This is a genomic window from Corynebacterium sp. H113 (assembly GCF_037572315.1).
Lineage (GTDB): Bacteria > Actinomycetota > Actinomycetes > Mycobacteriales > Mycobacteriaceae > Corynebacterium.
Genome location: NZ_JBBHKZ010000003.1, coordinates 347,392 through 372,846, shown reverse-complemented (window position 1 = coordinate 372,846; position 25,455 = coordinate 347,392). Strand labels below are relative to the sequence as shown.

General features: G+C 55.9%; 20 protein-coding genes. 18 read left to right on the top strand and 2 right to left on the bottom strand.

The annotated features are described in order from the left end of the window. The 6 genes from sucB to WG938_RS08330 all read left to right on the top strand — a co-directional run. The coding region (sucB, locus tag WG938_RS08355; RefSeq protein ID WP_339979637.1) for a 2-oxoglutarate dehydrogenase, E2 component, dihydrolipoamide succinyltransferase at positions 1 to 1,214 on the top strand (1,214 nt) is incomplete at its 5' end. A gap of 299 nt (positions 1,215 to 1,513) precedes the next feature. Then, on the top strand, positions 1,514 to 3,091 hold the full coding sequence (locus WG938_RS08350) for an inorganic phosphate transporter (RefSeq protein ID WP_339979661.1): 1,578 nt from the start codon (positions 1,514 to 1,516) through the stop codon (positions 3,089 to 3,091). A 111-nt stretch (positions 3,092 to 3,202) separates the two neighbouring features. Beyond that, entirely contained in the window at positions 3,203 to 3,967 is a 765-nt protein-coding gene (gene lipB / locus WG938_RS08345) for a lipoyl(octanoyl) transferase LipB (protein ID WP_339979636.1), read from the top strand. Positions 3,968 to 4,026: 59 nt separating this feature from the next. After that, entirely contained in the window at positions 4,027 to 5,073 is a 1,047-nt protein-coding gene (gene lipA, locus WG938_RS08340; RefSeq protein ID WP_339979634.1) for a lipoyl synthase, read from the top strand. A 74-nt stretch (positions 5,074 to 5,147) separates the two neighbouring features. Further along, positions 5,148 to 5,930, top strand: a complete 783-nt coding sequence (locus tag WG938_RS08335) for a DUF4191 domain-containing protein (protein WP_339979633.1) — start codon at positions 5,148 to 5,150, stop codon at positions 5,928 to 5,930. A 226-nt stretch (positions 5,931 to 6,156) separates the two neighbouring features. Then, entirely contained in the window at positions 6,157 to 7,776 is a 1,620-nt protein-coding gene (locus WG938_RS08330; RefSeq protein WP_339979632.1) for an aspartate:alanine exchanger family transporter, read from the top strand. 132 nt (positions 7,777 to 7,908) lie between these two features. Here WG938_RS08330 and WG938_RS08325 read toward each other — a convergent pair whose 3' ends face one another. Then, positions 7,909 to 8,427: an RDD family protein gene (locus tag WG938_RS08325; protein WP_339979630.1), complete on the bottom strand. Its 519-nt coding sequence runs from the start codon at positions 8,425 to 8,427 to the stop codon at positions 7,909 to 7,911. Between the two features lie 241 nt (positions 8,428 to 8,668). Between WG938_RS08325 and glnA (WG938_RS08320) the strand changes: the two genes are divergently transcribed. From glnA (WG938_RS08320) to WG938_RS10780, 4 genes are all read left to right on the top strand, one after another. Beyond that, the gene (gene glnA / locus WG938_RS08320) at positions 8,669 to 10,105 is read left to right on the top strand and encodes a type I glutamate--ammonia ligase (protein WP_339979629.1); all 1,437 of its coding nucleotides are present in this window, start codon (positions 8,669 to 8,671) and stop codon (positions 10,103 to 10,105) included. Between the two features lie 219 nt (positions 10,106 to 10,324). Next, positions 10,325 to 10,897: an LppP/LprE family lipoprotein gene (locus WG938_RS08315; protein WP_339979627.1), complete on the top strand. Its 573-nt coding sequence runs from the start codon at positions 10,325 to 10,327 to the stop codon at positions 10,895 to 10,897. A gap of 459 nt (positions 10,898 to 11,356) precedes the next feature. Next, entirely contained in the window at positions 11,357 to 12,223 is an 867-nt protein-coding gene (locus WG938_RS08310) for a PRC and DUF2382 domain-containing protein (RefSeq protein WP_339979625.1), read from the top strand. Positions 12,224 to 12,500: 277 nt separating this feature from the next. Beyond that, the gene (locus tag WG938_RS10780) at positions 12,501 to 12,767 is read left to right on the top strand and encodes a PspC domain-containing protein (RefSeq protein ID WP_445292907.1); all 267 of its coding nucleotides are present in this window, start codon (positions 12,501 to 12,503) and stop codon (positions 12,765 to 12,767) included. A gap of 42 nt (positions 12,768 to 12,809) precedes the next feature. Here WG938_RS10780 and WG938_RS08300 read toward each other — a convergent pair whose 3' ends face one another. Next, positions 12,810 to 13,727, bottom strand: a complete 918-nt coding sequence (locus WG938_RS08300) for a 2-dehydropantoate 2-reductase (RefSeq protein WP_339979624.1) — start codon at positions 13,725 to 13,727, stop codon at positions 12,810 to 12,812. Between the two features lie 245 nt (positions 13,728 to 13,972). On the opposite strand from WG938_RS08300, the gene WG938_RS08295 reads away from it, so the two are divergent. The 8 genes from WG938_RS08295 (at position 13,973) to WG938_RS08260 (ending at position 25,453) form a co-directional block, all read left to right on the top strand. Next, positions 13,973 to 16,078: a glucose PTS transporter subunit IIA gene (locus WG938_RS08295; protein ID WP_339979623.1), complete on the top strand. Its 2,106-nt coding sequence runs from the start codon at positions 13,973 to 13,975 to the stop codon at positions 16,076 to 16,078. A gap of 9 nt (positions 16,079 to 16,087) precedes the next feature. After that, positions 16,088 to 16,948 carry a PRD domain-containing protein gene (locus WG938_RS08290; RefSeq protein WP_339979622.1) on the top strand — a complete coding sequence of 287 codons (861 nt, stop codon included), beginning with the start codon at positions 16,088 to 16,090 and terminating at the stop codon, positions 16,946 to 16,948. A 26-nt stretch (positions 16,949 to 16,974) separates the two neighbouring features. Further along, positions 16,975 to 17,241, top strand: coding sequence for an HPr family phosphocarrier protein (locus WG938_RS08285; RefSeq protein ID WP_339979621.1), 267 nt, complete (start codon positions 16,975 to 16,977; stop codon positions 17,239 to 17,241). A gap of 7 nt (positions 17,242 to 17,248) precedes the next feature. After that, entirely contained in the window at positions 17,249 to 18,946 is a 1,698-nt protein-coding gene (gene ptsP / locus WG938_RS08280; protein ID WP_339979620.1) for a phosphoenolpyruvate--protein phosphotransferase, read from the top strand. A 509-nt stretch (positions 18,947 to 19,455) separates the two neighbouring features. After that, complete coding sequence (locus WG938_RS08275) at positions 19,456 to 20,610, top strand: tyramine oxidase subunit B (protein ID WP_339979619.1); 1,155 nt, start codon at positions 19,456 to 19,458, stop codon at positions 20,608 to 20,610. A gap of 150 nt (positions 20,611 to 20,760) precedes the next feature. Further along, on the top strand, positions 20,761 to 22,170 hold the full coding sequence (glnA, locus tag WG938_RS08270; RefSeq protein WP_339979657.1) for a type I glutamate--ammonia ligase: 1,410 nt from the start codon (positions 20,761 to 20,763) through the stop codon (positions 22,168 to 22,170). A 95-nt stretch (positions 22,171 to 22,265) separates the two neighbouring features. Next, on the top strand, positions 22,266 to 23,057 hold the full coding sequence (locus tag WG938_RS08265) for a TetR/AcrR family transcriptional regulator (protein ID WP_339979617.1): 792 nt from the start codon (positions 22,266 to 22,268) through the stop codon (positions 23,055 to 23,057). Then, positions 23,054 to 25,453, top strand: coding sequence for an ABC transporter permease (locus WG938_RS08260; protein ID WP_339979615.1), 2,400 nt, complete (start codon positions 23,054 to 23,056; stop codon positions 25,451 to 25,453). The genes WG938_RS08265 and WG938_RS08260 overlap by 4 nt, the downstream gene beginning before the upstream one ends. Positions 25,454 to 25,455: the final 2 nt, after the last annotated feature.

Below are 25,455 nucleotides of genomic sequence, written 5' to 3'. Positions count from 1 at the left end.
CAGGCACCCTCGTTGAAATCCTCGCTGACGAAGACGACACCGTCGACGTAGGCGCAGTCATCGCACGAGTCGGCGATGCCAACGCAGCTCCAAAGGCAGAAGCAAAGAAGCCAGAGCCGAAGGAAGAGCCTAAGGGCGAGGATGCTGCTCCTGCAGTCGAGCAGGACGAGGCACCGGCCGAGAAGCGCGCAGAGGCTAAGGAAGAATCCAAGCCTGCTCCGAAGGCTGAGGAGAAGAAGCCAGAGCCTAAGCAGGAAGCGCCTAAGCAGGAAGCACCAAAGAAGCCTGCAAAGGCCGATGGCCCATACGTCACCCCACTGGTTCGTAAGCTGGCTGAAAAGCACGGTGTCGACTTGGCAAACGTAGAGGGCACCGGCATCGGTGGTCGCATCCGCAAGCAGGATGTGCTCCGTGCAGCTGAAGGTGGCAGCACCGAGTCTGCAGCACCACAGTCGGCAGCGTCGACCGCAGGTGTTCGCCCAGAACTCGCAGAACTGCGTGGCACCACCCAGCGTGTTAACCGCATCCGCGAAATCACCGCTGCAAAGACCCTTGAGTCCCTGCTGACTTCCGCTCAGCTCACCCAGGTCCACGAAGCCGACATGACCGGCATCTGGGATCTCCGTGCAGCTAAGAAGCAGGAGTTCCAGGACAAGCACGGCACCAAGCTGACCTTCCTGCCATTCTTTGCAAAGGCAGTCGTCGAGGCACTTGTTGCACATCCAAATGTGAACGCTTCGTGGAACGACAAGACAAAGGAGATCACCTACCACGACAAGGTCAACCTCGGCATCGCCGTGGACACCGAACGTGGTCTGCTCTCCCCTGTCATTCACGATGCACAGGACATGTCGCTCCCAGAGCTGGCCGCTGCCATCGTGGACATCGCTGACCGCGCTCGCAACAATAAGCTTAAGCCAAACGATCTGGCTGGTGGCACGTTCACCATCACCAACATCGGTTCCGAAGGTGCGCTCTCCGACACCCCAATTCTGGTTCCGCCACAGGCTGCCATGATGGGCACCGGCGCGATCAAGAAGCGCCCAGTCGTTGTGTCCGAGCAGGGCGGTGACTCCATTGGTATCCGCGCAATGGCGTTCCTCCCACTCACCTACGACCACCGTCTGGTCGATGGTGCTGATGCTGGTCGCTTCATGACCACCGTTGTCGACCGTCTGCAGGTCGCCAACTTCGAGGGTGATCTTGAGCTCTAAGCTCACTGTGTCGCAGTAGCTTGACGACGACGCCCCCGGCTCTTTGGAGCCGGGGGCGTTTTCGTCGTAACGTGCTTTCCCTATTGATGAATACAAATTATCAATAGGTGAAAAATGTTTTCCTAGAGTTAACCTTTAGGATTTTTTAAGGTTAAGCCTTTTCAAGGTTTTCCTTACCCGCATACGCCACAATGCTTCCTTGTCGAGCTGCGCATTCGTGCAGCTCTCCATCTATGTATGAGACAAGGAACCTAGGAATGACGACTGTGAAAACAGCGCCTGATCCCGCACCTGTCGGCATGAGTGCGCCCGTGGACACGAGCAACAAATGGTGGCATCTGTTCTTCGGTGCCTTGATGTCTGTCACGCTCATTATCTTTGCGTTCTGGTCTGTCGACTTCGTCGGCCCAGAAGCAAACATGATTATCTTGTTCACCACTGTTGCGTTCGCTATCTTTATGGCGTTCACAATCGGCGGTAACGATGTCGCGAACTCTTTCGGCACCTCTGTTGGTGCCGGCACTTTGAGCCTGAAGCAGGCTCTTGTTGTTGCGGCGATTTTTGAAGTTTCCGGCGCTGTGTTGGCTGGTGGGGAGGTTACGGATACCGTCCGCTCGGGCATCGTTGACCTTGACGCTATTAACGGTCTTGACCCGATGGAGTTCGTCTTCATCATGATGTCATCGCTGCTTGGCGCAGCGATTTGGCTTCTGGTCGCGACTCGCATGGGCTGGCCAGTTTCTACCACGCACTCCATCGTCGGCGGCATCGTCGGCGCTGCGCTGACCGTTGGATTTGTCACCGGCAAGGGTGGCTGGTCGATGGTTCAGTGGGGCGAAATCGGCATGATCGCTGTGTCGTGGGTCTTGTCTCCACTGCTTGGTGGTGTTGCAGCATTCTTCCTGTTCGGTGCTATCAAGAAGTCCATTCTCGTGTACAACGAGACTGCTGATGTCCGTCTTCGTGAACTCAAGCAGCAAAAGGCTGAGCTGAAGAAGACTCACAAGACTGCTTTTGATCGCATGACTGAGCTGCAGCAGATTTCGTACACCAACGCGATGGTTCGCGATGCTACGACTATGCAGGAAGACGACTGGACACCAGAAGAACTTGAGTCCGACTACTACAAGAACTTGGTCGCGATCGATTCGAAGGCTCAGGACGTCAACGCGCACCGCGCACTGGAAACGTGGGTGCCGGTTCTCGCTGCCGGCGGTTCTATTGTCATTTCCGCAATGATGCTGTTCAAGGGCCTGAAGAATCTTGAACTGGGTCTGTCGAGTCTGTCCAACATTCTGATTATGGGCATGATCGCTGCGGTCGTTTGGATGGCTATCTACATCTTCGCTCGTTCCCTGAAGAAGTACGACCTGAACCGCTCCACCTTCCTGCTGTTCAGCTGGCTGCAGGTGTTCACCGCGTCGGCGTTCGCGTTTTCGCATGGTTCGAATGACATTGCAAACGCGCTTGGGCCATTCGTCGCTGTTCTCGATGTCCTGAAGACTAACGCGATTTCTTCTGAGTCCGCAGTCCCATTGCCAGTCATGGTCACGATGGGTGTCGCACTGATTACCGGCCTGTGGTTCATCGGTCGATTCGTCATCAAGACCGTCGGTTCCGGCCTCACCGAAATGCACCCAGCATCTGGCTTCTCCGCTGAGCTCGCTGCAGCCGGTGTCGTCATGGGCGCTTCGCTGCTGGGTCTTCCAGTTTCTTCGACTCACATTCTGATTGGCGCTGTCCTCGGTGTTGGCATCGTCAACAAGGCTGCTAACTGGAACCTGATGAAGCCAATTGCCATGGCTTGGATCATCACCCTGCCGGCAGCTGCAGGCATTTCTGCGCTGACGGTTTCTATCCTGCGCGTCGCATTCTAGTTCTCTTCTCCCCGCGCTTCACGACGGCACCTGTGAATTCTCACGGTGCCGTTTCGTGCTTTTGGGTCCCTTGGCCAGTGTTGTGTCTGCAGGGGTATCCTTTAGGGCACCATGACAGCTCCACGCAAACCTTTTACTCGGGCAGATCAGCCAATCCGCGCAGCTCACGATGACATTGAGATTCAGCGACTGGGTCTCGTCGACTATATGGAGACGTGGCACAAACAAGCGGATCTCGCTATGGCACGTGCCGAAGGTGCCATTAGCGATCAGATTTTGGTTCTCGAGCATCCAAGTTTGTACACCGCAGGCAAGCGCACCCAACCTGAGGATCGCCCTACTAATGGGTTACCGGTCGTTGATGTCGACCGTGGCGGACGCATCACGTGGCATGGCCCTGGGCAGCTGGTCATGTACCCAATTATCAAGTTGGCCGAGCCGGTCGATGTTGTTGACTACGTTCGTCGTATAGAAGAAGCCTTGATCCAGGTGGTGCGCGATGCCGGTATCAAGGATGCGGGTCGCGTTGATGGCCGATCGGGAGTGTGGGTTCCAGCATCGGATGGCAAGCAAGATCGGAAGGTAGCGGCGCTTGGCATTCGTGTCACGCATGGTGTCACAATGCACGGGTTGGCACTGAACTGCGATAACACCACTGAGTTCTACGATCACATCGTCCCTTGCGGCATCAAGGACGCCGGCGTGACGACGTTGTCAGCAGAGCTCGATCGCGATGTGACAGTGGACGAGATGATCGATCCACTTCTGCGTGCCTTGATCGATGCTTTTGAAGGACGGTTGACGGTCGCTGATCATTCGTTTGCGGCGGCACCGGATCCGACGAAGGGTCTCATTCATATCCGAACGGGCAAGTGACTGTACAGCGCCGATCACAGCTATTAGCAACCTATCAATTTCGAATGTAGGGTGAGATTGTGTCTATTACTCCTGAAGGACGTAAGTTGCTTCGCGTTGAGGCTCGCAATGCTGAGACTCCGATCGAGGTTAAGCCGCGCTGGATTCGAAACCAGGTGAAGACTGGTCCCGGATACCAGGACATGAAGAATCGTGTGAACGGGGCGTCGCTGCACACTGTGTGCCAAGAGGCTGGTTGCCCGAATGTTCACGAATGCTGGGAGGATCGCGAGGCGACGTTCCTCATCGGTGGCGATAAATGTACTCGTCGCTGCGATTTCTGCCAGATCAATTCAGCCAAGCCGGATCCGCTGGATCGTGACGAGCCACGTCGCGTCGCCGAATCTGTCCGCGAGATGGGTTTGCGCTATGCCACTGTCACGGGTGTTGCTCGCGATGATCTGCCTGATGGCGCATCCTGGCTCTACGCCGAGACTTGTCGTCAGATCCACGAGCTCAATCCGAACACTGGTGTCGAATTGCTTGTCGACGACTTCCGTGGCGACCTCTCTGCTGCCGAAGCAGTTTTTGAAGCGAAGCCAGAAGTTTTTGCGCACAACGTAGAAACGGTTCCACGCATCTTCAAGAAGATCCGCCCTGCGTTCCGCTATGACCGCAGCTTGGAAATGATTTCGCGTGCTCGCGAAGCCGGTTTGGTCACGAAGTCGAACCTGATTTTGGGCATGGGTGAAGAGTCATCCGAGATCCTTGAGGCAATGCAGGATTTGCATGATGCTGGCTGCGATATCTTGACCATTACCCAGTACTTACGCCCTACTCCGCTGCACCACCCTATCGACCGTTGGGTGAAGCCGGAGGAGTTCGTTGATTTGTCTGAGGCAGCCACTGAGATGGGCTTCCTTGGTGTTATGGCTGGACCGCTGGTCCGTTCGTCTTACCGTGCAGGCAAGTTGTACGCACGAGCAATGGCGGCACGTGGCCAGGCGTTGCCGGAGAATCTCGCTCATTTGGCTGAGGCTGAAGACAGTACGACGGCTCAGGAAGCGTCGTCGCTGTTGGATCGTTACGGCGCGTCGGAAGATACTCCAGTGGTTTCGTTCAGCTAGACCTAGTGGCACTTCGCTCTTTTGCGGAGTGCCATTTGTCGTTATTCCCGGTGCATGGCTTAAAGTGAAGAATTATGGCGAATAATGAGGAACTGAAGTCCGCGAAGAAGGCCCAGCGCGCTGCGAAGAAGGCACAACGCAAGCAGCAGTATGGCCAGATGTGGGAAGCGTTTAAGCTCCAGAAGTCCCGCGACAAGAAGTTGATCCCACTGATGCTGCTCTGCGTTTTGGGACCAATGTTGGTACTCCTTCTCATCGGCTTGCTTATTGGTGGCGCATGGGCGTGGGTATTGCCGTTCACAGGTCTGATGATCGGCCTGATGATCGCTATGTACGTCTTCACCAAGCGTCTGGAAAGCAGCTTCTTCTCGGAGGCTGAAGGCCAGACCGGTGCCGCTGCGTGGGCGTTGGAGAACATGCGGTCTGGTGTTGGCATTGTCTGGCACACCAAGCCTGTTGTGCAGGCTGACCAGAGCATGAATGCTGTCCACCGCGTTGTCGGTAATCCAGGCGTCGTGCTGGTTGGCGAGGGTGACGAATCCCGCGTCAAGCAGATGATCGCTCGTGAAAAGCGCGCTCTGGCTCGCATCGTTGGCGACACTCCTATTTACGAAATCATCACTGGCACCGAGGAAGGTCAGGTTCCAGTGAAGAAGTTGCAGCGCGAGATGATGCGTTTTCCTCGCAATCTGAACAAGGACGAAGCCAACGCTTTGAACGAGCGCGTTGAGTCGATGGATCGTATTCGCGATGCTCGCAACAACATGCCGAAGGGTCCCCTGCCAAAGGGTGTCCGTCAGCCAAGCATGAACCGTCGCACCCGTCGTGCTGCAGAGCGTCAGAACCGTCGCGGTTAATTTCCCCGCCTGATGTAATTTTCTGCGGCTAGAAATCACCGCCTCGTTGGTTCCTCAATTGGGGGTATGATTTCTACCTCATAGCCATTGTTTTCGTATGAAGACAATGGCTTTTTCGTCTCTTTAGGCGCTTCCGCACCGTCAATAGCGTCCCAAAACAAGTATCACTCGTGCAGTCAGCTTCTGTTATGGGTAGTAATCCGCAATCTGTGCCACGATAGGGATCGTGCAGATCTTGGTCGAAAATCAGTTATTAGCTCTCATCGTCATCATGTGTGTGGGGCTCGCTCTTGGCCAAATCAAAATTTTTGGTTTCAAGCTGGGCGTTGCCGCAGTGCTGTTCGTGGGTTTGGGCTTGGCGACGTTGGAGCCGGGCATTCAGATTCCTCCGCTCATTTACATCGTGGGCTTGGCGCTCTTCGTCTACACCATTGGCTTGGAGTCCGGTCCGGAGTTTTTCGCGTCTTTAAAGTCGGTGGGTATCCGGCACAATATTTTTGGCTTCATTGTCCTGGCAGTCATTGCTATTGAGGCATTCTTGCTGGTCAAATTCCTACCGGTAGATTCGGTCGAGGGTGCTGGCACGTTTACTGGTGCGTTAACCAATACGCCGGCAATGGCTGCAGTCGTAGATGCGTTGCCAACCTTGTTTACTGATCCCGACGAACTGCAGGCAAAGCTTGAGATGCCTGTGATTGGCTACTCGTTGGCTTATCCCATTGGTGTGCTTGCGGTGATCGCGTCGATCGCAATCATGGCGAAGGTGTTTCGTATCGATCACCAGCAGGAGGCAATCGACGCTGGTGTTGCTGCGAAGCCACTGCATACGCGTGACATCCGGGTTACTAAGCCAGGTCTTCCTTCTGTGACGGATATGCCACATGAGTTCAAACTTGACATCATTGTGTCTCGTATCGAGCACAAGGGGCGGCTATTCGTCCCAGAGTTGGGAGACACTGCAGAGGTCGGCGATGTCTTGTCAGTCGTGTGTACAGAAGAAGAGCTGCCACTGGCGGTAGAGAAGATTGGCGAACTCGTTCCGGGCGATCCTACGCACGACACTCGTCTCGATTTCCGTCGCATCTTCGTGTCAGCACCTGATGTCTGTGGCACTCCACTGTCGTCGTTGCACAAGAAGATGGAGGGCATGATTATCACCCGTGTCCGTCGTGGTGACTTGGACATGGTGGCCTCTCCAGACATGAAGCTCGAGCTCGGTGACCGAGTCCGAGTGGTAGCAACCCCTGATCGCATTGATCGCGCAACGAAGTTCTTCGGTGACTCCTACAAGAAGTTGTCGGATGTCAATCTCTTGCCCATGTTCGTGGGTTTATTGCTTGGCATTCTCGTCGGCATGATTCCTTTCCCTATGCCTGGTGGCGGTAGCTTGTCTTTGGGTTCTGCTGGTGGCCCGCTCATTGTCGCGCTGATTTTGGGCGCGCTTGGTCGTACTGGACCATTGGTCTGGCCAATTCCGTACTCTGCCAATTTGGCTTTCCGCACGGTCGGTTTGGCGCTCTTCCTCGCCGGTATCGGCACGACAGCTGGAAAGGGATTCAAGGAAGCATTGGCTCAGCCATCATCGCTGGTGGTTCTTGGCTTGGCCGCCATCATCGCCTTTAGCTCGGCATTGGTCACGCTGATTGTTGGCTACAAGTTCCTGCGCATTCCATTTGGACAGACCGCGGGCATTCTTGCAGGCCTGCAAACACACCCAGCTGTGCTCACCTATGTCAACGATCAGGCGAAGAACGAGCTGCCCGGAATGGGCTACACGACGGTGTATCCGATGGCGATGGTCGCCAAGATTGTCTTAGCGCAGATCCTCATCGTGGCGCTCGTGTAGTACGCCAGCAAAGCGCTCACTGCACACCGCACAGCAAAGCATCATTTCACAACGAAGCCCCTCACCCGCCGTCCACATGTGGATGGAAGTGAGGGGCTTTGGTGTCCCTGGGCGTCGTAATGCGAAAGCTTTCTAGCCGACGATGACCGCAGTACCGGTGGCGCGATCGTGCATTCCGCGCATATCCGAATCGGTGATGGCTGGCGGGAGAAGCAGCAAGGTCAGGAAGCTACGGCCAAAAGCGCGAAGGAAACCGACGCGTTCACCGGGATGGTCAACGCGAGCTACACCCATGCGAAGCACAGCTTGGCCAGGAGTGCGTGCGAACAGCCACACGGACCCCGTGCCCAGAATGAGGAAAATCACGGGAGTCCACGTTGCGGTGAAGGACTGCCAGGCAATGAACGGATCCTGAAATGCCTCGAGCTGCTTCTCCGAAGGGCCGACAAACAGGTATGGGATGACGGTGATGATGAGGCTGATAAACCAGTCGATAAGAATGCCACCCACACGGCGCATCAATGTCGCCTGCGAGCCCGGGCCGGATGGAGCAAGACCGAGCTTCTCGCCGGGGTAATCAGAGAGTTTCTCGGGATTATCGTACTCGCCTGGAATCTGCGGACCGTCGAGCCAGCTACCTTTTTCTGCCATGGCTCCATAGTTTAGCGTCCCCTAGTTTGGAACCAACGCGCAGGATTGATGAGGTACATGGGGCGACGTTTTTCCTGCGCACAGGCCGGTGCCGAGTCAGAGTCTGGACGGCAGCTACCGTGACCCGGAAGTCGAATGATATTTCTCGTTCTCTTTTCGTTAGAATTGAATTTACGTACCAGCCGTATTACTACCGAGCCCCAACTATGGGCTGCGGCAGGGTCTAGTAAGGAGACCGTAAATGACCTTCAACTCCCCAGAAGAAGTCGTCGCTTATATCCGGGAGGAGAACGTCGAGTTTGTTGACGTTCGATTCACTGACGTTCCCGGCACCGAGCAGCACTTCACCATCCCGGCATCTGCATTCACTGAAGATGCAATGGCCGAGGGACTGGCGTTTGACGGTTCGTCGATTCGCGGCTTCACCACCATCGATGAGTCCGATATGTCTTTGCTGCCTGACCTCGCAACAGCAAAGATCGACCCTTTCCGCAAGGCAAAGACGCTGAACATCAAGTTCTTCGTCCACGACCCTTTCACCTTGGAGCCGTTCTCGCGTGATCCTCGTAACGTCGCGAAGAAGGCAGAGGAATACCTGATTTCGACGGGTATCGCCGACACCTGCTACTTCGGTGCCGAGGCCGAGTTCTACGTCTTCGACAACGTGAAGTTCAAGACGGATACGAATTCCGGCTACTACGAAGTCGATTCGTCCACTGGCTGGTGGAACCGTGGCAATGACACTGAAGCTGATGGCTCGCCAAACTTGGGATACAAGGTTCGTACCAAGGGTGGCTACTTCCCTGTCGCTCCGTATGACCGCTTCCAGGATCTGCGCGATGAAATGAGCCTCGAGCTGGCGAAGGCTGGTTTCGTGTTGGAGCGTCAGCACCATGAGGTCGGCACGGGTGGCCAGCAGGAGATCAACTACAAGTTCAACTCCATGCTCGCTGCAGCTGATGATCTGCAGACGTTCAAGTACATCATCCGCAACACTGCGTGGCGTAACGGCCAGTCGGTGACCTTCATGCCAAAGCCACTTGCTGGCGACAACGGCTCGGGTATGCACGCTCACATGTCGCTGTGGAAGGATGGCGAGCCACTTTTCTTCGACGAGTCCGGCTACGCAGGTCTGTCCGACATGGCGCGCTACTACATCGGTGGCATCCTGCACCACGCAGGTGCTGTGTTGGCGTTTACTAACCCAACGCTGAATTCTTACCACCGCTTGGTCAAGGGCTTCGAAGCCCCAATCAACCTGGTGTACTCGCAGCGTAACCGCTCTGCTGCTGTCCGTATCCCAATTACTGGATCGAACCCGAAGGCAAAGCGTGTCGAGTTCCGTGCTCCAGACCCATCCGGCAACCCTTACCTGGGCTTTGCTGCGATGATGATGGCTGGCCTCGACGGCATCAAGAACCGCATCGAGCCACACGCACCAGTGGACAAGGATCTCTACGAGCTGCCACCTGAGGAAGCCGCCGGCATCCCACAGGCACCTACCTCTCTTGAGACTGCGCTGGAAGCGCTTCGCAATGACCACGAGTTCCTGCTCGAAGGTGATGTCTTTACCGAGGATCTCATCGAGACCTACATCAACTACAAGTACACCAACGAGATTGAGCCAGCTCGCCTGCGCCCAACTCCACTTGAGTTTGAGATGTACTACGACTGCTAGTTTCTAGCTTTACGACGATCGCCCCTTTCAGGTTCCACCTGCAAGGGGTTTCGTGGGTTTCGGAGGCATCGCGCCCTCACTACTTGTGGCAGGGACCACTATTGAATCTCTTTCACCATTCGGGCTATGAATGGGGCACGGGATCCTCCCTGAGCATTTCGATTCCAGTCTCAAGGCTCCTTTGAGGCCAAACTCTGCTTGCAGAGAAGAAAGGAAACTATGCCCATCTACGACCGTCCCGATACCCCGATTTTCCCAATCTCTCTTGCCCGCTCCTTCGCCACTGGCTTCGTTGCGCTAGGACTTGGTATTGCTTCTGGATCGTTGGCAACCGCCGCACCTACGGTTTCGCCTGACGCTCCAGCACCCACGGAAGCCGCTCGCTCGACCCAAGAGTGCGGAACACTGCCAGGCGAGGTAGCACTCTCCCAGGCAATCGACTCCGCTAAGTCTCACGGCCATATTTCAGATGCTGAAACGTGGGTCGAAGATACCTACCTGTCAGCCCCTCACAACCCTTGCGCTGACTTGTCAGCAAAGGTCATCACGGTTGAGGGAGGTACTGGTTCGAGTCCGCAGGCAGTTCTTTTCTTCCACAAGGGCGAATACGTGGATGTCGCACCGGTGCCAGCCGGATTTCACGCCGCATCTGAGTGGGGTACGCGCACAGGCAACGTCGCAAAGGCCTTCCCGACCGGTTCCAACGAATTCGAAGTCCACTGGACACATCCCCAGAAGAAGGACCTGCCCTTCTGGTACACCTACCGCGATGGAATGATTCTCGTGAGCTAGTCATGCGACGACTCAGGCACATGTCGGATGTGACGTTCAATTGTGTGGATTTCACTCCGATTGGCGATCGAGATTGGAATCGCATACGCCCCACAGGCAACACAATGGGGCTGCAATTTTGATATTTACCAAACTGCAATTCTATTCACCCGTTTGAGGTTTCGAGCCAATAAAAATGCAAGGTGAACCGAAAAAACGGACCCGGACCATTTCTTTATATCAACATTCATTTATCGGGTGATAATGGAATTAATAGTTCCCCTACCTGCGGAAATTGGGCTGCGAAATGCAACCGATGTCGTTTACGGTGGGAACCACGTTGATAGCAACGAGCTAGCGAGAGCGATAAGCGCTCTTGCAGATCGAAGAAATCAACAAGGGCGAAACTCCCTAGAGATAGACAGCACGACGCACAGCCAAACGGTTGTGTGAAGCAGTCCACGAAAGGAAGTTCCACAAATGACTACCGAGAAGAACATCAAGGACCTTTTCAACTCCACCGCTTACGACCGCAATGGCGACAAGCTTGGCGACGTTAAGGAAGTCTACGTTGATGACAACTCCGGCCAGCCAACCTTTGTTGAGGTCGGACACGGTCTCTTCGGCATGGGCTCCAGCCTGGTGCCAATGCGAGGCCACCGCTTTGAGGGCAGCAACCTGAACCTTGCGTTCTCGAAGGATCGCATCAAGGATGCTCCAGATCTTGGCAAGGACAATGTCCTGACCCCATCGGATCAGAAGCGCATCTACGAGCACTACGAGCTCTCCAACACCCAGGACACCGAGCGTTACCGTCGTGATGGTCGCGATGGCCTTCGTGACGACCGCCACCGTGACGCAGGCATGGGCGCCGGTGCTGGTGCGGGTGCTGGCCTGACCGCAGACCGTGACTTGGATCGAGATCGCGACCTAGATCGTGATCGCACCGCTGACGACGCAGTTGTTCGCTCCGAGGAGCGCCTGAACGTCGACAAGGAGCGCGTTGAGACCGGCGAGGTACGCCTGCGCAAGCACGTCGTGACCGACACCGAGACCGTCGAGGTTCCAGTCACTCGCGAGGAAGTTCGCATCGAGCGCGAGCCAATCACCCGTGACGAAGCACGCCACATGAACACCGATCTTGGCGACGATGAAGCTTCGGTCACTCTGCACGAGGAACGCGTCAACATCCAGAAGGAAACCGTTCCAGTAGAGAAGGTTGGCCTCGCAAAGGACAAGATCCGCGAGACCGAGACTCACACCGAGGAGCTCCGTAAGGAGCAGATCGAGACTGAGGGTGTCGATGGCCTGGATCGTCACAACGGCCGCCGCGACGACCGTATCTAATTAACTCATTGAGTTAGATCCAGTCTGTTACACCAAACGCGCTCTCCACATGGAGAGCGCGTTTTTTGGCCTTCGTTGGTCTTCGTTTTAAACATGTACCCCTCAGGCACTGGCACCAACGAGTGCACAGCCGATTTCGCCATTTCCGCATTTCCGGATTAGGAAGAATGGAAATGGCCTGCGAATCAGGTTAAGCAACTACCTGCACGCCAACACCACCGAGAAAGTAGCGTGCACGCTACTGTGCAATCGTCGTCAGGGAAATACAGTCATAGACATGAGCACAAACAACACCAATCCATACGGCAATCCAACCAATTACCCGGCATACGGCGCCGATGGCCTGCCATTGCAAACGTCACGTGACCAGCTGATGCGCTCGTCCCATGACAAGATGCTTGCGGGTGTTCTCGGCGGTTTCGCGGAACGCTACAACGTCTCCTCTACCCTGCTCCGTGTCCTGTTCGTTGCATCGTTTCTGCTGCCAGGACCACAGTTCCTCGTCTACATTGCGGCGTGGATCATCATGCCGAAGCGTTACTAATCGCTTGACAACCGAAGTGTCAGCTAAGGCAGTCCAGCTGCACTAACACTCACCAGCAGTGATTCGACCATCAAGCGCACCGTGGACAAGATCCAGCAACGGAGTGTCCACATCCACTCGGTCGCCCATGCGTCGAATCGCTCCTACCTGTGCGTCTAGCTCGTTGGCAACACCGTCATAAATATCGCGCTGCATTGATGTCGTATTGTTCGGGCCTTGCTGATCTCCGAATGCCAGCGTCGCTTCAACGATGTCGTCGGCAAGCGGAACCCCGTGGCTACGTGCAACCTGCTCGGCTTCGCGGATCAAGGCTTCGAAGCTGTCGCGGAGTTCAGTCCGCAAGTAGCCGATTGGTTGTCGCGCCAGCGCACCCAGCGCGCCGAATGTGGATACGAACATGGCTTTGGTCCAGATGTCGACCCAAATATTCGGCAAGTGCTCCCCTCCCAAACCTGCATCGTGCAAGTCTGAAATGAGCTTGTCGACGAGCTCACTTGGACGTCCATCGAATGTGCCAATATTCAGACTTTGTGGGCCGGGGCGGAACTCAACGACTGCTGGTCCGGTATGGATGAAGAAGCCCCGAATGATGCCGGGCAGGACGTTGTCCTCGCCGAATTGCTCGGCTGCCAGGTGTGGGACTTCGACGGAATTGTGAGTTGTCACGATAGGCACGCCAGCGGGAACAGCTGGGAACGTATCCTGTCCCGGCAACGTTTTGGTGCAGACGAGAATGACGTCGACGTCGCCAAGTTCATCCCAGTTATCAGCGGCTTTGACCTGCAGAATCTCTTCGACTCCATATTCGTCAATGAGCCTGAGACCTGTGGTGCGAAGCGTCTCCAGTGTCTTGCCTCGGGCGAGGAAGCGAACGTCTTTGCCGGCTTTCGCGAGACGGCCACCGAACCATCCACCAACAGCCCCAGCACCAATAATTCCGATTCGTAGCGCGTCGATCATGGCTCCATTTTGCCAAAACCCAGCTGCTGAATGTCTCTTATGTCACTAATCGGGACAGCCTCTTGCATTGCTCACAAACACGGGGCTAAGCTCAATGGCAGTAGACATACAACCCAGGGTTGTTACTCGAAAGAGGCAAGACCTGAGGCTCCACTTCGTGGTGCTTCAGGTCTTTTTTGTTTTTCTAGGTGTCTCTAGAAGTTTCTTTCCTGCCACGGCCCTGGCCTTTCGAAAGAAGGATTTCCATGGGCACCAAATTAGCCCCAACAGCAGAAGGCATCGTTGCCGGCGTTGGCGGCGTAAACAATATCCGTAGTCTGACCCACTGCGCTACGCGACTTCGCTTCGAGCTCAACGATGGCTCGAAGGTCGACCAGGCGAGCGTCGAAAAGCTCGACGGCGTCTTGGGCGCGATCCCACAAAGTGGCGATCGCTACCAGGTCATCATCGGCGGTGGCGTCGAATCGATGTACAACGAAATCAAGCGCTTGCCAGCGATGAAGAACCGCAACGCTGCTGCCGGCGGCGACGACAAGTCCGATGCTGATGTCAAGGCAGAAGCTCGTTCAAAGGTTCATGGCAAGTACTCGTGGCTCGACAATTTCTTTGAGTACCTGTCCGATTCCTTCCGCCCACTGCTGGGCGTTCTGCTCGGCGCTTCGCTGATCATTGCGTTTGCAGCTGTCATGGATGCGCTCGGCATCGTTGACTTCCGCGCGGAGGACAAGGCAGCATCGTGGATCTTCGTCGACGCTATGTGGCGTGGCGTGTTCTACTTCCTGCCAATCATGGTTGCGTACAACGCCTCCAAGAAGCTCAACGTTGACCCGTGGCTTGGCGCCACGATCATGGGTTCGCTGATGACTCCAGAGTTCATCAAGCTCTCGGACCCAGAAGCATTCGCGGACACGGTATGTACCACGAACGCAACACTGGGCACCGAACAGTGCTCGACCACGATCTTTGGTCTTCCGCTGCAGCTCAATGACTACTCCGGTCAGGTCTTCGTGCCGTTGATCATGGTGGCGATCCTCGCGGTTGTGTACAAGGGTTTGAAGAAGGTCTTCCCAGAGAACGTACAAATGGTATTCGTACCTTTCTTCTCCATGCTGGTCATGATTCCACTGACAGCATTCCTCGTCGGCCCACTTGGCGTCTGGCTCGGTAACGGCCTCGGCGAAGGCCTCGCCTGGATGAACAACAACGCACCGTTCGTCTTTGCTATTGCGATCCCATTGATGTACCCATTCCTCGTTCCATTGGGTCTGCACTGGCCACTGAACGCTCTGATGCTCATGAACATTCAGACCTTGGGCTACGACTTCATCCAGGGCCCAATGGGCGCATGGAACTTTGCTTGCTTCGGTGCCACCGCTGGTGTTCTCGTCCTGTCGATGCGTGACCGTGACGTGCAAATGCGTCAGACCGCTACCGGTGCACTCGCTGCCGGCCTGCTGGGTGGTATCTCTGAACCTTCCCTCTACGGTATTCACCTCCGCTTCAAGAGGATCTACCCTCGCATGCTCATCGGCTGCTTCGCAGGCGGCTTGACCATCGCTATCCTCGGCGCACCATTCCACGGCGTGAAGACTCAGGCCTTCGCATTCACTTCTCTGCTCACCATCCCAGTCTTCGATCCAATGTGGGTCTACGCGATCGCAGTTGCTGTTGCATTCTTCGTCGCAATGTTCGCCATCATCCTCACTGACTACCGCACCCCTGAAGAGCGCGCCGCAGTCCTCGCAGCAGCAGGCACCACCACCGGCGACGCAGCTGTCGCAGACGCTAAACCAGAATCCGCTCCAATCGCAGGTGCTACTGCTGCCTCGGCTGCTACCGCAGCTTCCGTTGCTTCCGCAGACTCTTCTGACACAGCTTCTACAGTCTCCGAAGATGGTGTTGTCGAAGTTGGCGCACCACTTGCTGGTCATGTCGTGAGCCTCGACGATGTTGACGACAAGGTCTTCGCTTCCCGCGCGCTTGGCGACGGTGTCGGCATCAAGCCATCTTCGTCGGAAGTAGTTGCACCAGTCTCGGGTGTGTTGATGACCGTCGCAAAGACCGGACACGCATTCGGAATCAAGACCGACGATGGCGTGGAAATTCTCGTTCACGTTGGCCTCGATACGGTCAAGATGAAGGGCGAAGGCTTCACGGTCAGCGTCGAAAAGAAGCAGCGCGTACGTGCGGGTGACACCCTTGCTTACGTAGACTTTGAAGCAGTAAAGAATGCTGGCTACGACACCACCACGATCATGACTGTCACCAACACGGCGGCTATGCAGACGGTGGAGCCACTGGCTGGAAATGATGTGGCTGCTGGCCAGAGCGTCATTAAGGTAACCCTGTAAAGCGAAGTCATGGAAGTCCTGCGAGTTTTCAACAACAACGTGGTCTTGGCTAAAGACACTTCCGGTGAGGTCATCGTCACCGGACGTGGGCTTGGCTTCAAGGCCCGCCCGGGGGATCCTGTCGATCCGGCAAAGGTAGTACGGGTCTTCGTTCCCTCCGACGGTCGCGACCCCGACCACATGGCTGAACTCCTCGCAGGAATTCCGATCGAGCACATCACGCTCATGACCTCCGCGATGGCTGAGGCTGGACTATCGACGGCAGCGTCGCAAAGCCCAACCCTGCTGATGGCTCTGGCCGATCACATCGGACTTGCCATCGCCCGCACTCAGTCCGGACAAACAATTGAATATCCATTGCTTGGCGAAGTTCGGAATCTCTACTACGCCGAATACCAGCAGGCACTCGACATGGTCGAATATGTGAACTCGCAGCTTGACGACGTCGAGTTGCCTGACTCCGAAGCCGTCGCCCTGACGCTTCATCTTGTCAATGCTGGTTTTTCGTCCGGCGACTTGTCGTACACGTACACGATGACGGGCATTCTTCAACAGATGTTGAATGTCATCGAGCAAACATACGACATCACGTTGGATCAATCGACGGTCAGCGTCGGCAGATTCATCACGCATCTGCGATACCTATTCGTCCGTATTCATCAGCACAAACAACTCAACAACGAGCACTCGGCAATCGGCAAAGCCATCCGCGAATCCGATCTCACCGCGTACCGTTGTGCACAACAATTGGCCACAATTGCAGAGCTTCGCCTCGGCGCGGAGCTCACCGACGATGAGATTTCCTATCTCGCATTGCACGTTGCACGCATGACGTCGGTTGAACAACGAACCCCGCAGCCGAACTCATAGTTCACTGCGCTAGAAAGGACCCCACCATGATCACCCGCACCGCTACCATTGGTTCCTCCGTCGGCCTGCACGCCCGTCCGGCAGCTATCTTTGCTCAGGCCGCAGCTGACACCGATTTCGACATTGTCATCGCCTGCGACGGCGAAGAAGCCGACGCTGCCAGCGTCCTCGAAGTCATGACTTTGGGCGCTAAGAACGGTGACGAAGTCACCCTCACCTGTGAAGACGACAGCGCAGCTGACGCTCTCGATTCATTGGCTGCACTCCTCGAGCGCGACCTGGACGCTGAGTGATTTAGCCATGACTTCGTCAGATCACACCATTCTGTACGGCATCGGTGTCTCCGCCGGTACCGGCAGCGGTCCAATCGCGAAGGTGCTTCCCGCACCTGGCGTCGACACTGCGGAACCAGCATCGACGGATCCAGAGGCTGATGGCCAGCGCGTACGCGATGCCATGCAGGCAGTCGCCGACGATCTCAAAGCACAGGCCGAGACGGCATCGCCCAAGGCTCGTCCGATCCTGGAAGCAACTGCCCAACTTGCGACGGATCGAGCCCTGGCAAAGGCCGTCGTAAAGAAGCTCAAGGCTGGCAGTGGCGTGACCAAGGCAGTGCACGACGCGGTTGAGGATTATGCGCAGCTGCTCGGCAGCCTCGGCGGATATATGGCTGAGCGCGTCACCGACCTGTATGACATCCGCGATCGCACGATCTGCGCGCTGCGTGGTTTGCCAAAGCCAGGCGTTCCGCAGCTGACCACGCCGACAGTTCTGCTTGCCGACGACCTTGCCCCCGCAGAAACCGCCACTCTTGATCCGAAACTCGTGATTGGAATTGTCACCGAGTTCGGTGGCCCCACCAGCCACACTGCCATTCTTGCTGCACAGCACGGCATTCCCGCTGTCGTCAAAGTTGACGGTGTGATGGATGCGGTAGCGGACGACACCATCATCGCTCTTGACGGTGGTGCTGGTGAAGTCATCCTCAATCCGTCTGCTGCTGAAGTTGAGGAGCTTGCTATTCGGTCGAAGCGTCGTGAAGCTGCGCTCGCTTCTTCCGCCGGTGCCGGACAGACTGCTGATGGATACCCGGTGAAGTTGCTCGTCAACATCGGTACGGCTGACGACGCCGCTGCTGCGGCCAAGGAAGACGTTGAAGGCGCAGGCCTGTTTAGGACTGAGTTCTTGTTCTTGGATCGTGATGATGCGCCGTCGCTGGAAGAGCAGACAAAGACATACACGCAGGTACTGGAGGCTTTTGGTACTCGTCGCGTCGTGGTTCGCACTCTGGATGCCGGTGCCGACAAGCCGCTGAGCTTTGCTGACCTGGGTGAAGAGGAAAATCCAGCGTTGGGTCGTCGCGGTTTGCGCTTGTCCATGGCACGCGAGGATTTGCTGGACACTCAGCTTGAAGCTCTCGCAGCCGCGTATAAGGCGACCGGATCAATCGCGCACCTTCGAGTGATGGCACCGATGGTGGCAACCGTCGAAGAGGCTGAATGGTTCGTCGCTAAGGCTCGCGCCGTTGGATTGCCGAAGGTTGGCATCATGGTGGAGGTTCCGGCTGCTGCTATTCGCGCTGATCAGTTGCTGTCTATTGCCGACTTTGCGTCGATTGGCACCAACGACCTGTCGCAATACGCAATGGCCGCAGACCGAATGCAGGGTGCTCTGTCCGAGCTGCTGTCGCCATGGCAGCCGGCACTCCTGCAGCTGGTGAAACTGACCTGCGCTGGTGGCACCGCAACGGGTAAGCCAATCAGTGTCTGTGGTGAGGCAGGCGGTGATCCTCTCTTGGCACTGGTGCTTGTTGGCTTGGGAGTCTCTTCCTTGTCGATGGCCCCGGGTAAGGTATCGGCTGTTCGCGCTGCATTGAAACTGCATGATCGCACGACATGCCAGCAGATGGCTGCTTATGCGCTCGATGCCCGCACAGCTGCAGACGCAAAGGCTGCGGTAGAGGCGCTCGCGCATCCACGGTTGAAGGATTTGCTGTAGTTCAATCGATAGACGGCTGGTCATCAGTGACGGCGCTTGCAACGCAAAAACTGAGTGGCCAGCCGTTTTGTGTTGCATACGCTGTACGGGATTGCCCTGTTGCAACTCGCACTCCTGTCGACGCTAATCTTCTCCAGATCAGTGATCCACACCACAAATACCATTTCAATTCGATAACTTTTTACCGTAATTCACCCACTTAGGCATGTTTCACCTAACAATCGCCCTGCATTTTATGTAAGTTCGTTAATAGTTCGATTTAGTTTTTAGCGAAACATACTTGAGTACGATTACGGACCATTCCAGATACTTCAAGCACGGCTTGTCGCATAAACCGCATCGAACACGCGCTTGAGGTTTTCCGGCCAAGACGGTTGCGTTGAGGGACATTTTCCTCCGCCTACCTGGTGCCGTTGTACACCTTGGCTTGCTTTTGTTTCTCGGTGCGTAGCTGTGTGGGTATCTGACAATTGAACTGTGTGGTTTCCGTAGTCTATGGAAAGGCATCTTTGACCTCCTCACAGGATTCTCCACGCATCGACTTTCTCTACCTGAGCGAACCAGACATGATCGAAGCCGGAGTTACCGACTCCGCAAAGTGCGTGGACACGATGGAAGAAACCCTCATCCTGCTTGCTCGCGGTGACTACCGCATGGCTGGCGCTTCTGCGAACTCTCACGGCGCACAGATCAACTTCCCGGAAAACCCTGAGCACGACGGCATGCCAGCCGACGGCCCGGACCGCCGTTTCATGGCCATGCCCGCTTACCTGGGCGGTCGCTTCAACGGCACTGGTGTCAAGTGGTACGGCTCGAACGCGGAGAACCGCGCCAACGATCTGCCACGCTCCATTCACGTTTTCGTTCTCAACGACACCGTGACCGGCGCCCCAAAGGCAATCATGTCCGCGAACTTGCTGTCCGCGTACCGCACGGGCGCGGTTCCTGGCGTCGGCGTGAAGCACCTCGCACTGGAAAATTCGAAGACGGTCGGCATCATCGGACCTGGTGTTATGAGCCGCACCATCTTCGACGCTGCCCTCACCCAGCGCCCAGGCATCAAGAATCTGAAGATCAAGGGTCGCTCTGCCGGCTCCACCCAGCGTGCCGCTGACTTCTTCACCGAGAAGTACCCAGAGCTCAACGTCACCGTCGTTGATTCTGAACAGGAAGCAATCGAGGGTTCCGACATCGTCATCGGTGGTACCTCCACCTCGAAGGATGGCCCAAGCGGATTCCCATATTTCAAGAAGGAATGGATCAAGCCAGGCGCACTGCTCCTGTGCCCAGCTGCTGCTCGTTTCGACGACGACTTCATCACCTCCGACGACGCGAACCTGGTGCTCGACTACACCGGTCTGTACGAAGAGTGGTTCAACGAGAACGGCCCAGACGTGACCTACGAAGACCTGCTGGGCATTCCTGGCAACCGCTGGTGGGACATGACGGAAGAGGGCACCCTGCCAAAGGAGAAGCTTGTCAATATCGGTGACATCGCCGATGGCAAGGCTCCAGGCCGTCAGAATGACGAGCAGATTTTCTGCTATTCCATCGGTGGCATGCCTGTGGAAGACGTAGCGTGGGCAACAGATGTCTACGAAAACGCATTGGCGAAGGGCATCGGCACGAAGCTCAACCTCTGGGAGAGCCCAGCTCTGTCCTAGTTGACTCTTCAGTCGCTGCCCTACGCACCTCAACCCACCCCTAGCGGCTTGTTAGGAGCCGCCATCATCGTGTCTTCTCAGACTCCCCGTCCATCGTCCGCAACCTCCCCGCAGTCTCCGCAGCCTCAGGCCACAACAACGGCTGAACTCATCGAGTACATCAAGAAAGAAGATGTGCAGTTTATCGATGTTCGGTTCACCGATGTTCCCGGTGTCGAGCAGCACTTCTCAATTCCGGCTTCGGAGTTCACAGAAGAATCCGCCGAGGAGGGGCTTGCTTTCGATGGTTCCTCTATTCGCGGATTCGCATCAGTCGAAAACTCCGACATGCATTTGCTCCCGGATCCCCAGTCAGCTCGACTGGATCCATTCCGCGAAGAGAAGACTCTGAACCTGCGCTTCTTCGTGCATGATCCGATCACGCGCGCTCCTTTTAGCCGTGACCCGCGAAATATTGCACGGAAGGCTCAGGAGTACCTGGTCGATACCGGCATTGCAGACACCTGCAGCTTTGGTATCGAACCAGAGTTCTTCGTGTTCGACTCAGTTCGGTACTCGACTGGGGTCAATCAGTCCTTCTACGAAGTTGATTCGGAAGAGGGCTGGTGGAACCGCGGGAACAAGACACGTATTGATGGAACGCCGAACTTGGGCAATAAGGTTCGCGTCTTTGGTGGCTACTTCCCTGTCGCGCCGTATGACCAGACGGTCGGAATTCGCGACCGCATGGTTCGTCGCCTCATCGATTACGGTTTCACCATCGAACGCTTCCACCACGAGGTGGCAACGGGTGGCATTCAGGAGATCAACTACCGCTTCGATTCTCTTCTTCGCGCAGCCGATGATCTGATGTCGTTCAAGTACATCACCAAGAACACGGCGAAGGAAAATGGCATGGTTGCATCCTTCATGCCAAAACCACTTGCCGACGACGGCGGTTGTGGCCTCCACGCCCACCAGTCACTGTGGAAGAACGGCAAGCCACTTTTCCACGACGAGGACGGCTATGCAGGTCTATCCGACATGGCCCGCTTCTATATCGGTGGTCTGCTCAAGCACGCGGGCGCAATTTTGGCGTTCACTAACCCAACGCTGAATTCGTACCACCGCTTGATTCCTGGCTTCGAAGCTCCAACGAGCCTCGTGTACTCGCAGAGTAACCGCTCGGCGGCAATTCGTATTCCGCTTACCGACGGCAACCCGAAGGCAACTCGCATTGAGTTCCGTGCTCCGGACCCATCGGGCAACCCGTACTTGGGATTCTCGGCGATGCTGATGGCTGGCCTTGATGGCATCAAGAATCGTATTGAGCCATCGGCGCCCGTCGATAAGAACATCTACGAGCTGCCACCGGAGGAATTGAAGGACATCCCTCAGGTGCCAACTTCCTTGGAAGAGGCGTTGGAGGCGCTGCGTGAGGATCACGAGTTCCTCACCGCTGGCGATGTGTTCACGGAGGATTTGATCGAGAGCTACATCGATTACAAGTGGCAGCATGAGATCCTGCCGGATCGCAAGCGCCCGACTCCGCACGAGTTTGAGTTGTATTTTGACTGTTAGTTTCTAGCTTCACGACGATTCGCCCCGTGGCCAGTTTCACACTGGTTACGGGGCTTTTTCGTTGCCTAACCGACCGACGGTCGGTAGCATTGGAGGTGAACCGACCGGCAGTCGGTTTGCAGTTCACATTGCACTGGAGCTACAGCATCGGAGTGGGAGCCGTCGTCATGGTTGGCAAGCAATCGAAGTCGCCCGGACACTCACCTCGCATTTCTAAACCAACGAGCGTGCGCCGAGCTGAGATCGTCGATGCAGCGGCGCGGCTTTTCGCTCAACAGGGGTTCGTGCACACGTCTGTGCAGAACATCATTTCTGAAGTTGGCATAGCCAAGGGCACGTTCTATCACCACTTCTCTTCTAAGGATGAGGTATTGTCGGCGATCGTCGACAAGCAAGTGGCCATCGGCATTGAACGGGCGCGGGAGGTTGCAGCCCGGCGCGATCTAGATATCCCAACGAAATGTTTGTTGGTGGTTATCGCGCAGAATCCGCAGGGTGAAGAGGCGTTGATACTCAAGTATTTGGATGAGCACCCGGAAATCCATCGAGCGAGCACACAGCGGAGCATAAATGCGACTGCTCCGATTCTGAGTTCGGTGGTGAAGGAAGGAATTGCGGAAGGGATTTTCGATGTCTCTCATCCGGATTCCGTCATTGAGCTGCTGCTCGCCAGCCTCATTCCTGCTGTTGACAACGCCACTGAGGATCCCGCTATTACGGCTATCGCTGATCCGGAGCTTCGTGAACGAAAGACCCATGAACTTATGACTGAGCGTTTGAACGCTGCGCTCACCATTATCGAGCGTTCGCTTGGCGCTGCACCGGGCACCATCACCGAACCAGGAAGCGCCATTTTCGGGATCACACACCAGGAGTCCCCCTCATGAACACGCGCATACCACCACCAAAAGCTCCTAATCGCACAGGGAGTATCACCAACCGCATAGTACGAACTGACCTGCGTAAATCGGTCGGCATCAACATCATGCTGATGCTGCTGATGGCATTGTCCGTTCTCCTCGCTGCAACGGGCGCATCCATTGTCACAACCCTTGCTACAGCAGTCGATGATCTCTTCGTAGCCGCGAAAACCCCTTCCGTTGTCCAGATGCACTCGGGGACCTTGGACATGAAGAAGGACCCGGCACGTATCAATGAGTGGGCACTGAAACGCGACGATGTCACAGCAACACACGTCGTCGAAATGCTTCCCGTTGACAACTCCCAGCTACTTTTCAACAACACCGCGAACACAGAAGACTCGCAGGACAATTCGCTGGTCACGCAGAACTCGTCCATGGATATTCTGCTGGATCTGGATAACAAACCTCTCAGCGTCGCCCCCGGCGATATCGCAGTGCCGATCTATCACCGCGAACGCCTCGACCTGCAACTCGGCGATACCGTCACCGTTAAAGCTGGCGACGTGACCCACGATTTCACGGTCAGCAATTTCCTTCGAGATTCGATGATGAATCCGGGGTTGGCGTCGTCGAAACGCTTCCTGATTAATGAAAAGGATGCGCAGACTCTCCGCTCACAGCTTGGTGCACCGGAGTATCTCATCGAATTTGCGCTGACCGATAGTGCGAACAAGCGTTCATTCCAGCAGGACTATGCGGAATCCGGGCTGCCGGCAGACGGAATGGCGCTGAGCAGTGACGACTTCAAGATGCTCACTGTCCTATCAGATGGCATTCTCGCTGCCATTGTCATCGTTGTGTCGCTTCTGCTGCTGACCATTGCGGCATTGTGCCTTCGCTTCGCTTTCCTGACTACAGCAGAACAGGATCGCCACGAAATCGGTGTTATGAAGGCAATTGGCATCCCTTCGCGCACCATCAAAAGCATCTATTTGCGTAAATACGCTCTCCTCGCCGGTGCAGCGACTGTGCTTGGCTTCCTTGGCACCCTGGTTTTGACGCCGTATCTCACCGAGAACGTCGCCATGTACAACGGCACCACCCACACCGGACTAGCCGGATTCATCATTCCCGCGATCCCCGCACTTCTAATGCTGGGTGCGTTCATGTTGTTCACACAGCTCCTTCTGCGGAAGATCAACCGAATCCCCGCACTCGATGCGCTGACGTCGCCAGCTGCTGCCACAGCTCACAGGTCACGACTCTCACTCCACACTTCACGACGAACTCCGCTGCATATCCGTCTCGGCTTGATGGATGTTCTCGGCCGTGCACGCACCTACGCCCTTACAGCATCGGTGTTCATTGCCAGCGCTTTCATCATGATTGTGCCCATCAACATGGCAACAACCATCTCCGATGAGAGTTTCATCTCCTACCTGGGTATTGCTCGATCGGATGTGTACATCGACCTGCGCAGCTCTGCCGACGGCATGGAGGAGCGCTTTGACAGCGCGCGTGAAGAACTCGCTGCACACCCTGATGTAGAGAAGGAAGTCGGATTTGTCACCAGCGGTTACGAGTTCTTCAACGTCGCCGAAAACGAATGGATATCGCAGTCGATTCAGAACGGAGACCACAACGTCTTCCCCGTCACCTATACCGACGGTGTGGGGCCAAAGAAGGACACCGACATCGCCCTGTCCTGGGCGACCGCAAACGACCTGTCCGTAAAAGTTGGCGACACCGTTAAGTACCGGGACATCGGAACGGACACTAGTCATACACTGACCGTCTCCGGCATCTATCAAGATGTCACCAACGGTGGTCGCACCGCCAAGGCCAATCTCGGCAAGGACTCTGGAACACCCATGGTCTACACCATTGCCGTGGGTCTTCGTGACGGCGCAAATGCTGACGCACTCATCCGCGAATGGTCGGACTCCTTCGCCCCGGGGCGCGTCGCAAAGTCCACGGAACTCGTCGAGCGATCCTTGTCCGGCACCATTTCGCAGGTCAAAACGGCAGCCACAGTGTCAACGATCGTGGCCGCAGCGCTCGCCGCGTTGATGACGGCCTTGTTTACGCAAATGCTGCTCGCACGCGACAAGCTTCCGATCGCTATTCAGCAAATGATTGGCGCCTCGAAACATGACATTCGCGTTCAGTACGTGACCCGAATGTGGTTGATTCTTGCAGGTGGCGTCATCGCAGGCACCGTTCTGGCAAATCTGCTTGGCCCTTTGTTGATTGGCTCTGTGTCTCGTTTCCTTGGGGCGTCGAGCATTGACTTCGTCGTCAACCCGTGGCTGACGTACCTCGCATGCCCACTCTTCCTCTTCGTTGCGGTGGGACTCTCCGCCGCCATGGCAACATCGGCAGTCAAAACTGCCTCGGCAACTGACTTGGCAGGAGAATAGTC

Coding starts and splice junctions, on each gene's coding strand:
- WG938_RS08315 (WP_339979627.1), top strand. CDS start 10,325: ATGCCCATCTACGACCGTCCCGATACCCCGATTTTCCCAATCTCTCTT.
- WG938_RS08325 (WP_339979630.1), bottom strand. CDS start 8,427: ATGGCAGAAAAAGGTAGCTGGCTCGACGGTCCGCAGATTCCAGGCGAG.
- WG938_RS08290 (WP_339979622.1), top strand. CDS start 16,088: ATGGAAGTCCTGCGAGTTTTCAACAACAACGTGGTCTTGGCTAAAGAC.
- ptsP (WP_339979620.1), top strand. CDS start 17,249: ATGACTTCGTCAGATCACACCATTCTGTACGGCATCGGTGTCTCCGCC.
- WG938_RS08335 (WP_339979633.1), top strand. CDS start 5,148: ATGGCGAATAATGAGGAACTGAAGTCCGCGAAGAAGGCCCAGCGCGCT.
- WG938_RS08285 (WP_339979621.1), top strand. CDS start 16,975: ATGATCACCCGCACCGCTACCATTGGTTCCTCCGTCGGCCTGCACGCC.
- WG938_RS08260 (WP_339979615.1), top strand. CDS start 23,054: ATGAACACGCGCATACCACCACCAAAAGCTCCTAATCGCACAGGGAGT.
- WG938_RS08350 (WP_339979661.1), top strand. CDS start 1,514: ATGAGTGCGCCCGTGGACACGAGCAACAAATGGTGGCATCTGTTCTTC.
- WG938_RS08310 (WP_339979625.1), top strand. CDS start 11,357: ATGACTACCGAGAAGAACATCAAGGACCTTTTCAACTCCACCGCTTAC.
- WG938_RS10780 (WP_445292907.1), top strand. CDS start 12,501: ATGAGCACAAACAACACCAATCCATACGGCAATCCAACCAATTACCCG.
- glnA (WP_339979629.1), top strand. CDS start 8,669: ATGACCTTCAACTCCCCAGAAGAAGTCGTCGCTTATATCCGGGAGGAG.
- lipB (WP_339979636.1), top strand. CDS start 3,203: ATGACAGCTCCACGCAAACCTTTTACTCGGGCAGATCAGCCAATCCGC.
- WG938_RS08295 (WP_339979623.1), top strand. CDS start 13,973: ATGGGCACCAAATTAGCCCCAACAGCAGAAGGCATCGTTGCCGGCGTT.
- WG938_RS08300 (WP_339979624.1), bottom strand. CDS start 13,727: ATGATCGACGCGCTACGAATCGGAATTATTGGTGCTGGGGCTGTTGGT.